Genomic DNA, 12863 nt, shown 5'->3' on the forward strand with positions numbered 1-12863 from the left:
AAAAAACTGCTTACAGAATCGTAAGCAGTTACTTAGTCGGCAATTCGATCTTCGGAAAATAATGAGTCACACGGAAGAAGATGAACATACTAATGAATGTGATCAAAATACTTGAATCGAAATTAGGCTGGAACAATAAAACAATCGTTGCTAAGATAGTTGGAATTGTCGCACAGAAAATAATCGTTTTGAAGCATTCAAAGAATGTAACCCGCCGCAATCTCAATTTTGCTACGATCATCCCCGCAATCCCTGCAAAGACGAGTGTAACAAATAGATTGATGAAGGAGGGGTAAACACCGGCTAACAACATCACTAGCGGCGTCCAAACCGGTAGTTTCAAATCTTCTAAACCAGCTCTTAATTTATCGCCTGTCATACCTTTTAACGGTGCTTGTTTGTAAGAAAATTTCAACACGTTATCGCCAAACATCGCTGAACTAACCCCGCCATAGTCTGGCAACACAACTATTGCCTGATCTTTCAATAGTCCAACGCTGAAATAATTTCCAACCAGATCCTTTTCGACATCTTGCTGGGTACGTTTACCTTCAGGATCGAAAGTTAAAATAATTGAATTGGTTTGATAGATGAACCCTTTTTCAGGTTTTGTTGTTTCAATCTCGCCGTTCTCAATTTTAAAATCGGGAATCTTTTCTACGATCTTCAAGCTGTCTGTTTTCATTTGATTCATTACTTGAAGGGCTTGATAAACACTCGGAATCGCCAGAAGCAGACTTAGACCGATTAAATAGACGATCGATTTCCAAAAGGGCGTATCTTTTGCTGATTTTAGATCCTCAAAGCGAAAAAGGGATCCTTTGATTAATTGACGAAAAGTCATGTGATCGCTCCAATCTTTTATACAAGAGCCATTGTAGCGAAATGAGCTTGAAATAACAAGGCGATCTGTAAAAATGTAAAAAGATTTCAAGAAAGAATTGACTATTTTTGCGGGCTTCGCTATCTTACTTTAAGAAGAGTAGAATAAGAAAGCGAGTAATCATGAAAATCTATCAGCAGTTTAAAGGGTATTTGGAAGAAAAAAAACTTTGGGAAGTATTCATTTACTTATTTTTTGGTGGGCTAGCGACCGTTGTGAATATCGTGACCTTTGCGTTGGCCTATCAGGCCTTTCATTTGAATTGGCCGGTTTCTAACGCGATTTCTTGGATTTGTTCGGTACTATTTGCCTTTGTAACGAACAAACTTTGGGTTTTTCAATCGAAAACCGAGGGCTTTCAGGCGTTGGCTTGGGAGTTTGGTAAATTTATCTTTTATCGAATCCTTTCATTTGGGATGGACATGGCTTGTATGTTCCTATTTATCGATATGCTGCATACGGGAAACCTGATCGCGAAAATCATCACGCAAGTCGTCGTAGTTGTTGCGAATTATGCCTTCAGCAAGTTGTTTATTTTTAAAAAAGTCGAGATCATTGAAGACGAGAAAACGAATTCTTCTTCACAGTAGGCATATCTTTTGAAGAACGGTGCATTGTTTGATACAGTTGATTTGTAAGATATTTTAAGGAGGAAATGAACTATGGCTTATACTTTACCAGATCTACCTTATGGCTACGATGCGTTGGAGCCTTATATCGATGTTGAAACGATGCATTTGCATCATGACAAGCACCATAACACTTATGTAACCAATTTAAATGCTGCGATTGAAAAATATCCAGAATTAGCAGAACAATCAGTGGAAGAATTAGTAACGAACTTGAATGAAGTGCCAGAAGATATTCGTACGGCTGTTCGCAACAATGGCGGAGGTCATGCAAATCATAGTTTCTTCTGGAAAATCATGGCGCCAAATGCTGGCGGAAAACCAACAGGTGCGATCAAAGATGCAATTGATGAAGCATTCGGCAGCTTTGAAAAAATGAAAGAAGAATTCAAAACAGCTGCAACTGGCCGCTTTGGTTCTGGCTGGGCTTGGCTAGTCTTGAACAATGGTAAATTAGAAATTACTTCAACACCAAATCAAGATAACCCATTAACAGATGGTAAAACACCAATTATTGGTTTAGACGTTTGGGAACATGCGTATTACTTGAAGTATAAAAATGTTCGTCCTGACTACATCGCTGCTTTCTGGGATGTTGTAAATTGGGATCAAGCAAACGAAAATTTGGCAGCAGCTAAATAATTGAATCGAATGAGTTATAATGGAAGGACTGATAATATTGGTCTTTCCATTTTTTTTGTATAGATTTTTCTGGACCTTCCAAAAATCTTCATATTTTTATGGTATAAATCGTGATTAAAGGGTAGGATTGAAATTATTATTTTTTAAGTTTCCATTATATAAGATTAATTGTTTTTAGCTGCGGTTGAACAGATGCCCAATTTATGAGAAAATGAAACGTAAAAAATCGTTGATAGAGGTGTACTATGAGTCGTTGGAAAAAGATTGTCGTAGGATTGCTAGTCCTACTGAATTTGTTTATAGGTGGAATAACCTACTACGCTGTTCAAGTGACGAATGATGCGAGTAAGATGGTCGATAACATTCGTCAGACAGTTAAACGAACAAGTTTGAAACGAGATAGCGGAGACAAGCCTAACATCGACAACGCAGAACCTTTTTCAATTTTGCTTGCCGGAATTGATACAGGAGACCTTGGCCGTTCGGATCAAGGCCGTTCTGATAGTATGATGGTCGTTACCATCAATCCGAAGCAAAAAAAATCAACGATTGTCAGCCTCGACCGAGATATTCTTACTAAGATCGTCGGATATGGGTCTAACGATAAATTGAATCACGCGTATGCTTTTGGCGGCGTGAAGATGTCGATGGACACGATTGAAACACTGCTGGACATTCCTTTGGATCATTATGTCTCGATCAATATGCGCGGATTAAAGGATTTGATTGATGCCGTTGGCGGGATTGAAGTTAATAATAAGATTGACTTTACTTTAGATGGTATTCACGTAGAAAAGGGAAAGCAGACGTTAAACGGAGAAAAAGGTTTGGCTTATGCTCGGATGCGCTATGAAGATCCAGAAGGCGATGTCGGCCGGCAAAAACGGCAACGTGAAGTAGTAACAAAGATTCTACGCAAGGCGATGTCTATTAACGGTGTAGGAAATTACAAGAAAATTTTAAAAGCTGTCGAAAAGAATATGAAGACAGATTTAACCTGGGACGACATGATGGATATCGGAACCAATTATCTGCCGGCTTTCGATACGATCAAACAAAAGCAATTAGTTGGTAAGAGCCAAATGATTGACGAAGTCTACTATCAGATTTTAGGGACAAATGAATTATTATCTATCCAGAATACTTTGAAGAAACAACTGGGAATCACCACGGCGGAAACATTGCCTAATTTGAAGGAAACTGATGCAAACAGTCTGTTTTACGATGACTCTGATGGCAAGGCTAGCGATGACACTAGTCAATTTGCCCCTGGGTATGATAGTGCCGACAATTATGATAATAGTGGTGCATACGGGAACTCATCAACTGCCGGTGATGGCACACAGCAATACGATGATACGACTCAAAATAATCAAGGTTACACTGATCCAAATTATGTCGATCCGAATCAAGGCGGGTACGGCGGAGCGACAGATCCCAATGTGGAGCAGCAAAATACGTATGGACAACCGGCAACCGGTTATTAAATGAAAAAGGCGTGACCATTTTTGGTCACGCCTTTTAGCTACTTACGGGTTAGTTTTACGACGACTTCACAGCGAGCAGTCTGTGGAAACATATCGACAGATTGCAAATAGTCGATCGTATAGATTTTCGTGAGGCTAACAAGATCACGCGCTAAGGTAGAAACGTTACAAGAAATATAGACCATTTGCGGACTAGGTGATTCTTGGATCGCTTTTAGCAGCTTATTATCCAATCCTGTTCGTGGAGGATCGACTACGATTGCATCAGGTGCAAATCCTTCGCTCAACCATTTAGGCAATAAGCTCTCAGCCGTTCCAACTTCGTAATGGGTATTGGTCAGGTTCATCGCTTTGGCGTTTGCTTTCGCATCGTCGATTGCCTGTGGGATGATATCCATTCCTCGAACTTCTTTAGCTTGTTTGGCCAGTGAAAGACCGATTGTTCCGACACCGCAATAGGCATCCACCACTGTTTTAGGAGTCGTTAAGTCTAAGGCTTGAATGGCTTCTTGGTAAAGCACCTTGGTTTGTTGCGGATTTAATTGGAAAAAGGCTCTCGGAGAAAGTTCAAAGCTTACTTCATTGATTTTCTCATTGATAGCATTTTTGCCCCAAAGATGAATCGTTTCATCGCCCATGATGACCGAAGTCTTTTTGTCTTGAACATTTTGCATAATGGAAACGACCTCTGGCAAGCGATTGGTGATTTCACGGATCAAGGCATTTCCTTGCGGCAATTTTTTTGTTTTAGTAATCAAAACTAACTGAACCTCGCCGGTTTCGATTCCAATACGAACCATCAGGGTACGTACGATACCGGAATTGCTGCGCTCATCATAAATCGGTGTATCGTATTTTGTTAGCAAACTCGTTACGGTATTAATGACTTTTTGAGTAGTAGGCTCTTGAACAAGGCAGTCTTTGATAGGCACCAATTGATGGGACTCCGCTTGATAAAGCCCGGCTTCTACTTGTTGGGTCTTTTTATTTTTGCGTAATTGAAATTGTGCCTTGTTGCGATAATGCCAGGGTTCATCCATGCCAAGCGTATCTCTCAGTTCAAATTTTTGATAGCCATCAGGTTTATATTTTTCCAATGCCTGCCGCAATAAATCTTTTTTGAAGTCCAGTTGTTTGCTATACGCGAGGTGCTGTAATTGGCAGCCTCCGCATTCTTCATAAACAGGACAAGGAGGCGTGATTCGATCGGGACTTTTCTTCGTAATTTTAACTAGGACCGCTTCCGCAAAACGCGGAGTGGCTTTCGTAATTTTTGCGACGACCGTTTCATTGGGAAGAGGGCCAGTGACGAAGATGATTAAGCGTTTATAATAAGCGATACCCTCGCCATTAATGCCGAGACGTTTTATTTTTAACGTTAACGTTTGATTTGGTTTAAGTTGAACAGCCATGGAGTGGCTCCTTTCACATTTTTAGAAAGTAATGGGTTATATGTAAAATCAAGTGATTTTCGTACGCGTATCATTTTAGCATATTTTTAGCGATCAGTCGGTTTTCTATGATAGAATTAATCTTTGCGAGGAGGGGTTAACATGTTGACGGTAGTAAAGATCAGCCAAGGGCGCGGCCCTTATTATCAAGTAGAATTCTCCAATGGTGATAAGCTGCGGCTGTCGGAAGATACAGTTGTGCGTCATCGTTTGCTCAAAGGCCAAGAGTTGGATGAAAAAACGCTGGATGAAATCAAACAGGAAAGCAAGGAAGATTTAGGATTTCAGCTGGCTCTAAATTATTTAAGTTATCAATTACGAACGGAGAAAGAAATTCGTACCTATTTGAAAGACAAGGAAATCGAAGGATCGGATCGGCAAAAAATCGTTGCCCGCCTAAAGGAAATGAACCTGGTAAATGATCTTGTTTACGGTGAAAGCTATGTACGCACGCAAATGCGTTTAGGGGACAAAGGCCCTCGAGTCTTACAACAGAAATTGAAACAAAAAGGGTTGAGGGATGAGGATATTCAGCAGGCTCTTTATCTATATGAGGCGGAGGAACAGTTTCAAGTCGCTTTGCATACGGCTCAAAAAGCGTTAAGGAAGTTTCATCACAGCAGTCAGCGAGAAGTACAGCAGAAAATTCAGCAGCTTTTAATGACTAAAGGTTTTAATAGCGATACGAGTAAAAATGTTTTAGCTGAGATTGATTTTTCTGATATTCAAGAGCAGGAAAGCGATGCGCTGACATTGCAAGGAGACAAATTATGGCGCAAAAACCAGCGATTTGAACCTGCCAAACGTAAACAAAAGGTCAAGCAAAGTTTGTATCAGAAAGGTTTCCAATTTGATCAGATTGATGCCTTTATTCGCGGAAAAGAGGCAGAGGATGAATAAGGGTTGGGAACATTGGTCGGAACAAGAAGTAAATGCATTTCAAACAGATTTTCTCACATGGTATCAGCAGGAAAAAAGAAATCTGCCTTGGCGCTATAATCAAGATCCTTATCGAATTTGGATCTCAGAAATCATGCTGCAGCAAACACGCGTTGATACGGTGATCGACTATTTCTATCGCTTCATGGAAGAATTTCCCACGATTCAGAATTTAGCTGATGCACCTGAAGATAAATTACTGAAAGTCTGGGAAGGTTTAGGTTACTATTCGCGTGCGCGGAATCTACAAGCGGCCGCGAAGCAGATCGTGACAGAATTTGGTGGGAAATTCCCGACAACTGTAGAGCAAATCCGTTCTTTAAAGGGGATCGGACCTTATACAGCCGGCGCCATCAGCAGTATCGCATTTGAAATTCCCGAACCGGCAATCGACGGCAATGTGATGCGCGTAGTCAGCCGATTATTTTGCATCGAGGCTGATATCGCCAAAGCTAGCAGTCGTAATGAGTTTGATGAAGCGATGCGAAAGATTATCAGCCAAGATCAGCCGGGCGATTTCAATCAAGCGATGATGGATTTGGGTTCAAGTATTTGTACGCCGACAAATCCGCAGTGCGAAATTTGTCCAATTCAGAAGTATTGTCAAGCTTATCGTGAAAATCGCCAAACGGCTTTTCCAATTAAATCGAAAAAACAAAAACCCAAAGATGTTTATTATATCGCAGGGATTATTGAAAATAAGCAGCAAGAAATCCTTCTTCAGAAACGAGCTGAAAGCGGTCTGTTAGCGAAGATGTGGCTGTTTCCATTAGAAGAAGTCACTGAAGTGCGTTTCAACGAGTTGAAAAATCAGTACGATCCTGCAGCGTGGGATTTGTTTTCCAGTACGCAAGTAGCCGAAGACAGTCCTGATTTTTTTGCAGAAGAAGCGATCGTGTGGCAGAAAAAAGTGCTTGGAGAGGTCAAACATGTTTTCAGTCATCTACGCTGGCACATCCTTGTTTTCTACGGCCGGAGTGCCGCACCGTTAACGCTCAAAGGGGATTGGGTTAAGCCAGCCGAATTTTCGAAGTATGTTTTTCCAAAACCACAACAAAAAATGTTGGAAGTTTTTGAAAATAATCTAGCAGACGACAAAGATTAGTAGGCAATCTTAAATTTTATTGCTATAATAATTCTGATGTCGGTGTGATAACACCCAAACAAATGCGAAAGTCATTTTCGCTGAGGGAAGGGTAGCTATGGGAGTTCCAAAAGAAGGAGAGTTTGTAACGATCAAAAGTTACAAGCACGACGGCAGTTTGCATCGAACGTGGCGTGATACCATGGTATTAAAAACAAGCGAGTGTTCACTGATCGGCTTGAATGACCACACATTGGTCACAGAATCAGATGGCAGAAGATGGGTCACTCGCGAACCAGCGATCGTTTATTTTCATCAAAAATACTGGTTCAACATAATAGCAATGATTCGAGAGAAGGGAGTTTCTTATTATTGTAATCTAGCATCACCTTATGTATTAGATGACGAGGCACTAAAGTACATTGATTATGATTTGGATGTCAAGGTTTTTCCGGATGGCGAAAAACGCCTATTGGACGTAGATGAATATGAAGCCCATAGTCAACAGATGCATTATTCCAAAGAAATTGATTATATCCTCAAGGAAAATGTCAAGATCTTAGTGGACTGGATTAACAATGAGAAGGGGCCTTTTTCCCAAGGCTATATTGATATCTGGTATGATCGTTACAAGCAATTGTCGCGAAAGTAGAAAGAAAAGGCCATAACCAATAAAATGGTATGGCCTTTTTTGATAGTTCTAATTCGCAGGTGAACCAGCTGTTACAACTCTTTCTTCATATGCACATGATCAATTCCCGCATCTTGAAATACTTCGCCATAGGCAATGTAACCTAGTTTTTGATAAAATTTCTCTGCGGTTAATTGTGCTCCAAGCTCGATTTTTTTGAATTGCTGTTGTTTAGCAAACAGTTCTGCTTCTGCGATGATTTCTGCACCAAGGTTATTTCCGCGGTAATCTTTTAATACCGCCATGCGTTGCAATTTGAATGTCTGGTCATCTAGCGGTAATAAGCGTACAGTAGCTGCCGGCTTCTGATCGTCCGTATAAAGAACGAAATGAACGGAATAGGCTTCATTTTCGTCGATTTCTAAATTAGCAGGAACGCCTTGCTCCTGAACAAAAACTTTTTGCCGGATTCGAACCGCATCTAGATATATATCGCTCATCGTATCCTTAGTGATTAAAATTTTCATAATGACACCTTCCTCAAGGGGATTTTTCTCCACATGATGTATACTATAAACTAAATCTAAAAAAAGGAGTAGATGGATGTTTGAAAAAATAAAAAATTCAAAATTAATGTTTTGGTCAGTCGAAATTTTGATCATTGCGACATTGATTTTGGTTTCATCAAAAATTGATTTTGTCTTTCAACCGATTGGGACATTCTTTACCACGTTATTTGCGCCAATCTTGATTGCCGGCTTTTTGTATTATTTATTAAATCCTTTGGTAAATCTATTGATGAAGATGGGCGTTAAGCGATTGTTTGCGATTCTGCTGATTTTTGTCTTGCTGATCGGAATTATCGTGTTGATCTTTATGAGTGTTATTCCTAATCTAGTTGAGCAGCTGGTTTCTTTGGCCAAAAATATTCCTGGGTTCATTAGCAATATGCAGGACTGGCTGCAGCAGGCTGCGGATAATGCGACACGTTTCCCGCTTTTCAAAGAATTGGATGTTGATAAATATATCAATAATCTGGATGTTTCGGCAGGAAGCATTTTACAAAAATCATTAGCTGGGGTAACGAATGGTTTGGGTTCTGTGATAGGCAAGATTACCACGGTGGTCTTATTATTAATTACAGTGCCTTTTATCCTGTTTTATATGTTGAAGGACGGGGACAAACTGGTTCCCAATGTTGAGCGGCTGTTTCCTGAGAAACAGCGGGATAATATTAAGGGACTCTTGAAACAGCTGAATAAGACGTTATCGGATTATATCAGCGGTCAAGCGATCGAATGTTTATTCGTCGGAACATTTACTTTTCTAGGTTACTTGCTGATTGGGGTCGACTACGCCTTCTTATTTGGAGTAATCGCTGGATTGACGAATTTAATTCCTTACTTAGGGCCATATTTAGGTCTGGCACCCGCATTGGTGTACACCTTTTTCGATTCGCCCTATAAAGCCTTATTATGTATCGTGATTGTATTAATTGTTCAGCAAGTCGATGGGAATGTGATCTATCCAAATGTAATTGGGAAATCGTTGAACATCCACCCATTAACGATCATTTTGATTTTACTAGTGGCAGGAAATCTTGCTGGGATACTTGGCGTATTTTTAGGTGTACCAGTTTATGCCATTTTGCGTACGGTGATTGTTTTCATAGTGAAAATAGTTAAGCAAAGCAATCAAGAAGAGCGAGAGCAGGAGTTCTTAAGTTAGACAGCTTCTTTATCATTCGGAAATGATTGCATAAAAACAAGTGATGTGATACGATTTTATCGTGGCCTTTGTGCCACTTTTTTTACACTTTAAATTAAGGAGCGAATGCAATTATGAATGCTGACCCCGATAGTCAGTCGTTATTCTTACAATTGGGTTTATTAGTAATTTTAACGTTAATCAACGGATTTTTGGCTGCGGCTGAAATTGCGGTGGTGTCGGTTAATAAAAACCGAGTAGAACAAAAGGCAGAAGAAGGAAACCTGAAATCACAAAAATTATTAGCGGTCATCCAAAACCCGAATAATTTCTTGTCTACCATTCAAGTAGGGATTACTTTAGTCAACATCTTGTCAGGGGCATCCTTGGCTGATAGTCTATCTGCTCGTTTAGCACCATTATTAGGTGGAAGTACGATTGCACGAACGGCTGCGGCTGCGATCGTCATGATTTTATTGACCTATGTTTCGATTGTATTTGGAGAATTATATCCCAAGCGGATTGCCATGACCAAGACCGAAGAAGTAGCGCAATTTACTTCCGGTGTGGTACGTAAAATAGGAGTAATCACAAAACCATTCGTCTGGTTGTTGACCGCTTCTACGAATTTATTGGCAAAAATCACGCCAATGACCTTCGATGATGAAGATACAAAAATGACCCGTGACGAAATGCGTTATATGTTAGAGACTGAAGGCGTATTGGATAACGACGAGATCGAAATGCTGCAGGGTGTTTTTTCATTAGACACAAAGGTAGCGCGTGAAGTAATGGTTCCTCGAACCGATTCTTTCATGATCGATATCAATGATCCGGTATTAGAAAGTATTGATGAAATCTTAAATGAAAGCTATTCAAGAATTCCCGTATACGATGAAGACAAGGATACAGTTGTTGGAATATTGCATACGAAGACATTGTTAAAAGCTGCACGTCATTTTGGTTTCGAAAATGTTGAATTGCGTAAAATTTTGCAAGAACCATTATTCGTACCAGAAACGATTTTTATTGATGACTTACTATATGAATTGAAGAAAACCCAAAACCAAATGTCGATTCTGCTTGATGAATACGGCGGCATGGTAGGGCTCGTTACGTTAGAAGACCTATTAGAAGAAATCGTTGGAGAGATCGACGATGAATCTGATGAGGTTGAGAAGCTTTATGAAAAAGTCGGTGACAATGAATACTTAATCAACGGAAAAATGTTGATTGAAGATTTTAATGAAGAATTCGACTTAAACTTGCACATGAGCGATGTCGATACGATGGCCGGCTACTTAATTACTGCTTTAGGAACGATTCCTGATGAAGGAGAGAAACTTTCCTTTGATGTGGATGATTTAACGTTGATTTCTGAAGAAATGGAAGGCTCTCGTGTTTTAACGCTGCGTGCAATTTTTCATCCAGACGAACATGAAGACGCTGAACCTGAAGAAGGTCGCCGTTTATTCACCAAAGACTTTGAAGATGATGAACCTCGTCGTTAAGAATTTTTAGAAAACATTCTGCTTTGCAGGGTGTTTTCTTTTTGTCAGCTGTCTATTTATTTAACAGTTTAGTCTGATTGAAAAATGATGAACAGCCAGACTCGTTAATTTTTACATAATGAATCATGATAACTTGTGCTTTTGCGAATAAAATATTCGGGCGAATTAATGAGATGAACCACTCCAAATGAGCAGTAGTAAAAAGAGTCAGTGCAAGAGCGATTCAACTTTCCAACCAAGTAAAATCCATGCTATACTGATTGGGTTGAAATTTTAAAGATATTAGATAATGAATGGAGCAATAGAATGAATAATCCTGATTTAAAACAACAAGTCGACAGCCGCCGTACTTTTGCCATTATTTCCCATCCGGATGCCGGTAAAACAACGATTACTGAGCAATTATTACTTTTCGGCGGAGCGATTCGTCAAGCCGGAACTGTAAAAGGGAAAAAGACAGGGAACTTTGCGAAGTCTGACTGGATGGATATTGAAAAACAACGTGGTATCTCAGTAACGAGTTCTGTGATGCAGTTTGATTTTGACGATAAACGAGTAAATATTTTGGATACACCCGGACATGAGGATTTCTCTGAGGATACTTATCGGACCTTGATGGCCGTTGATAGTGCCGTGATGGTTATCGATAGCGCGAAGGGGATCGAGGCACAAACAAAGAAGCTTTTCCAGGTTGTTAAACGCCGGGGCATTCCAATCTTTACCTTCATCAACAAATTAGACCGTGATGGTCGTGAGCCATTAGAATTGCTGGAAGAACTGGAAGAATTGTTGGATATCGAATCGTATCCAATGAATTGGCCAATCGGCATGGGTAAAGGGTTAGAAGGTTTGTATGATATTGACAATGAACGGATTGAGTTTTATCGCCCAGAGCAATATGAAGGCGAACGATTTGTAAAATTGACTAACGGTGAGATCGCAGGTGACCACCCATTAAAAGAAAAGTCGATTTATGAAGATGTTTTAGGAGAGGTAGAATTAGTTCGTGAGGCTGGCGATCAATTCGATCTCGAAAAAATTGAACGTGGTGACCAAACGCCGGTCTTCTTTGGTTCAGCGTTAACAAACTTTGGAGTGGAGACATTTTTAGAGCGGTTTGTCGATTTAGCACCAAAACCACATGCTCATAAAACCGAAACTGGAGAAGCAGTTTCTCCATACGAAGAAGAATTCTCAGGCTTTGTTTTCAAAATCCAAGCCAACATGAATCCGAACCATCGTGACCGTATTGCTTTCGTACGTATCTGTTCAGGAACTTTTGAACGTGGAATGGATGTTATGCTTGGCCGTACTGGCAAAAAGATGAAGTTGAGCAATGTGACTCAATTTATGGCGGATGCACGGGAAAATGTTGAAGAAGCAGTTGCGGGAGATATCATTGGCGTTTACGATACAGGAAACTATCAAATCGGTGATACTTTGTATGAAGGGAAATTAAAAGTCGCTTACGAAGAGCTGCCGTCATTTACCCCAGAATTATTTATGAAGGTCACTGCTAAGAACGTGATGAAACAGAAATCCTTCCATAAAGGAATCTATCAATTGGTTCAAGAGGGCGCAATCCAATTGTACAAGACATACTTAACGGATGAATATATTATCGGTGCTGTCGGGCAGCTGCAGTTTGAAGTTTTCCAACACCGGATGCTGAATGAATACAATGCTGAAGTTGTGATGACTCCAATGGGGAATAAAATTGCTCGCTGGATTGATCCAGAACAATTAGATGAACGAATGAGCTCAAGCCGCAATATTTTGGCTAAGGATCGTTTTGACCAGCCGCTGTTCCTTTTCGAAAATCAATTTGCGATGCGCTGGTTCGCGGACAAGTATCCTGAAGTAGAACTAAAGAGCTTGATGTAAAATGTTAAGAAAGGG

Annotated in this window: 12 protein-coding genes; 9 read left to right on the forward strand and 3 right to left on the reverse strand. The window is 40.1% G+C overall.

Annotated elements, in window-relative coordinates:
• Positions 1–28 precede the first annotated feature (28 nt).
• The gene (locus tag I585_RS18910; protein WP_010740423.1) at positions 29–844 is read right to left on the reverse strand and encodes a DUF1189 domain-containing protein; all 816 of its coding nucleotides are present in this window, start codon (positions 842–844) and stop codon (positions 29–31) included.
• A 161-nt stretch (positions 845–1005) separates the two neighbouring features.
• Between I585_RS18910 and I585_RS18915 the strand changes: the two genes are divergently transcribed.
• From I585_RS18915 to I585_RS18925, 3 genes are all read left to right on the forward strand, one after another.
• Complete coding sequence (locus I585_RS18915; protein WP_010740422.1) at positions 1006–1473, forward strand: GtrA family protein; 468 nt, start codon at positions 1006–1008, stop codon at positions 1471–1473.
• A 72-nt stretch (positions 1474–1545) separates the two neighbouring features.
• Entirely contained in the window at positions 1546–2154 is a 609-nt protein-coding gene (locus I585_RS18920; RefSeq protein WP_010740421.1) for a superoxide dismutase, read from the forward strand.
• A 245-nt stretch (positions 2155–2399) separates the two neighbouring features.
• Positions 2400–3641 (forward strand): LCP family glycopolymer transferase, encoded by a 1242-nt coding sequence (locus tag I585_RS18925; protein ID WP_010740420.1) that lies wholly within the window; start codon positions 2400–2402, stop codon positions 3639–3641.
• A gap of 38 nt (positions 3642–3679) precedes the next feature.
• On the opposite strand, the gene rlmD is transcribed toward I585_RS18925, so the two are convergent.
• Positions 3680–5053, reverse strand: coding sequence for a 23S rRNA (uracil(1939)-C(5))-methyltransferase RlmD (rlmD, locus tag I585_RS18930; protein ID WP_010740419.1), 1374 nt, complete (start codon positions 5051–5053; stop codon positions 3680–3682).
• Between the two features lie 141 nt (positions 5054–5194).
• Here rlmD and recX point away from each other — a divergent pair, with 141 nt between their 5' ends.
• The 3 genes from recX to ntdP all read left to right on the forward strand — a co-directional run bounded on the left by recX (position 5195) and on the right by ntdP (position 7767).
• Complete coding sequence (recX, locus tag I585_RS18935) at positions 5195–5992, forward strand: recombination regulator RecX (RefSeq protein ID WP_010740418.1); 798 nt, start codon at positions 5195–5197, stop codon at positions 5990–5992.
• On the forward strand, positions 5985–7136 hold the full coding sequence (mutY, locus tag I585_RS18940) for an A/G-specific adenine glycosylase (protein WP_010740417.1): 1152 nt from the start codon (positions 5985–5987) through the stop codon (positions 7134–7136). The genes recX and mutY overlap by 8 nt, the downstream gene beginning before the upstream one ends.
• A 97-nt stretch (positions 7137–7233) precedes the next feature.
• Positions 7234–7767: a nucleoside tri-diphosphate phosphatase gene (gene ntdP / locus I585_RS18945; RefSeq protein WP_010740416.1), complete on the forward strand. Its 534-nt coding sequence runs from the start codon at positions 7234–7236 to the stop codon at positions 7765–7767.
• 71 nt (positions 7768–7838) lie between these two features.
• Here ntdP and I585_RS18950 read toward each other — a convergent pair whose 3' ends face one another.
• Positions 7839–8273 carry a GNAT family N-acetyltransferase gene (locus tag I585_RS18950; RefSeq protein WP_010740415.1) on the reverse strand — a complete coding sequence of 145 codons (435 nt, stop codon included), beginning with the start codon at positions 8271–8273 and terminating at the stop codon, positions 7839–7841.
• 76 nt (positions 8274–8349) lie between these two features.
• Between I585_RS18950 and I585_RS18955 the strand changes: the two genes are divergently transcribed.
• The 3 genes from I585_RS18955 (at position 8350) to I585_RS18965 (ending at position 12848) form a co-directional block, all read left to right on the forward strand.
• Positions 8350–9474: an AI-2E family transporter gene (locus I585_RS18955; protein WP_010740414.1), complete on the forward strand. Its 1125-nt coding sequence runs from the start codon at positions 8350–8352 to the stop codon at positions 9472–9474.
• Between the two features lie 113 nt (positions 9475–9587).
• Positions 9588–10964, forward strand: coding sequence for a hemolysin family protein (locus I585_RS18960; protein WP_010740413.1), 1377 nt, complete (start codon positions 9588–9590; stop codon positions 10962–10964).
• 306 nt (positions 10965–11270) lie between these two features.
• Positions 11271–12848, forward strand: a complete 1578-nt coding sequence (locus I585_RS18965) for a peptide chain release factor 3 (protein ID WP_010740412.1) — start codon at positions 11271–11273, stop codon at positions 12846–12848.
• The last annotated feature ends 15 nt before the right edge of the window (positions 12849–12863 follow it).

Source organism: Enterococcus malodoratus ATCC 43197, from assembly GCF_000407185.1.
Lineage (GTDB): Bacteria > Bacillota > Bacilli > Lactobacillales > Enterococcaceae > Enterococcus_A > Enterococcus_A malodoratus.

What these genes read in the sequence shown, in the direction of transcription:
- I585_RS18910 (WP_010740423.1), bottom strand. Translation starts at nt 844, where the DNA reads ATGACTTTTCGTCAATTAATCAAAGGATCCCTTTTTCGCTTTGAGGAT.
- I585_RS18915 (WP_010740422.1), top strand. Translation starts at nt 1,006, where the DNA reads ATGAAAATCTATCAGCAGTTTAAAGGGTATTTGGAAGAAAAAAAACTT.
- I585_RS18920 (WP_010740421.1), top strand. Translation starts at nt 1,546, where the DNA reads ATGGCTTATACTTTACCAGATCTACCTTATGGCTACGATGCGTTGGAG.
- I585_RS18925 (WP_010740420.1), top strand. Translation starts at nt 2,400, where the DNA reads ATGAGTCGTTGGAAAAAGATTGTCGTAGGATTGCTAGTCCTACTGAAT.
- rlmD (WP_010740419.1), bottom strand. Translation starts at nt 5,053, where the DNA reads ATGGCTGTTCAACTTAAACCAAATCAAACGTTAACGTTAAAAATAAAA.
- recX (WP_010740418.1), top strand. Translation starts at nt 5,195, where the DNA reads ATGTTGACGGTAGTAAAGATCAGCCAAGGGCGCGGCCCTTATTATCAA.
- mutY (WP_010740417.1), top strand. Translation starts at nt 5,985, where the DNA reads ATGAATAAGGGTTGGGAACATTGGTCGGAACAAGAAGTAAATGCATTT.
- ntdP (WP_010740416.1), top strand. Translation starts at nt 7,234, where the DNA reads ATGGGAGTTCCAAAAGAAGGAGAGTTTGTAACGATCAAAAGTTACAAG.
- I585_RS18950 (WP_010740415.1), bottom strand. Translation starts at nt 8,273, where the DNA reads ATGAAAATTTTAATCACTAAGGATACGATGAGCGATATATATCTAGAT.
- I585_RS18955 (WP_010740414.1), top strand. Translation starts at nt 8,350, where the DNA reads ATGTTTGAAAAAATAAAAAATTCAAAATTAATGTTTTGGTCAGTCGAA.
- I585_RS18960 (WP_010740413.1), top strand. Translation starts at nt 9,588, where the DNA reads ATGAATGCTGACCCCGATAGTCAGTCGTTATTCTTACAATTGGGTTTA.
- I585_RS18965 (WP_010740412.1), top strand. Translation starts at nt 11,271, where the DNA reads ATGAATAATCCTGATTTAAAACAACAAGTCGACAGCCGCCGTACTTTT.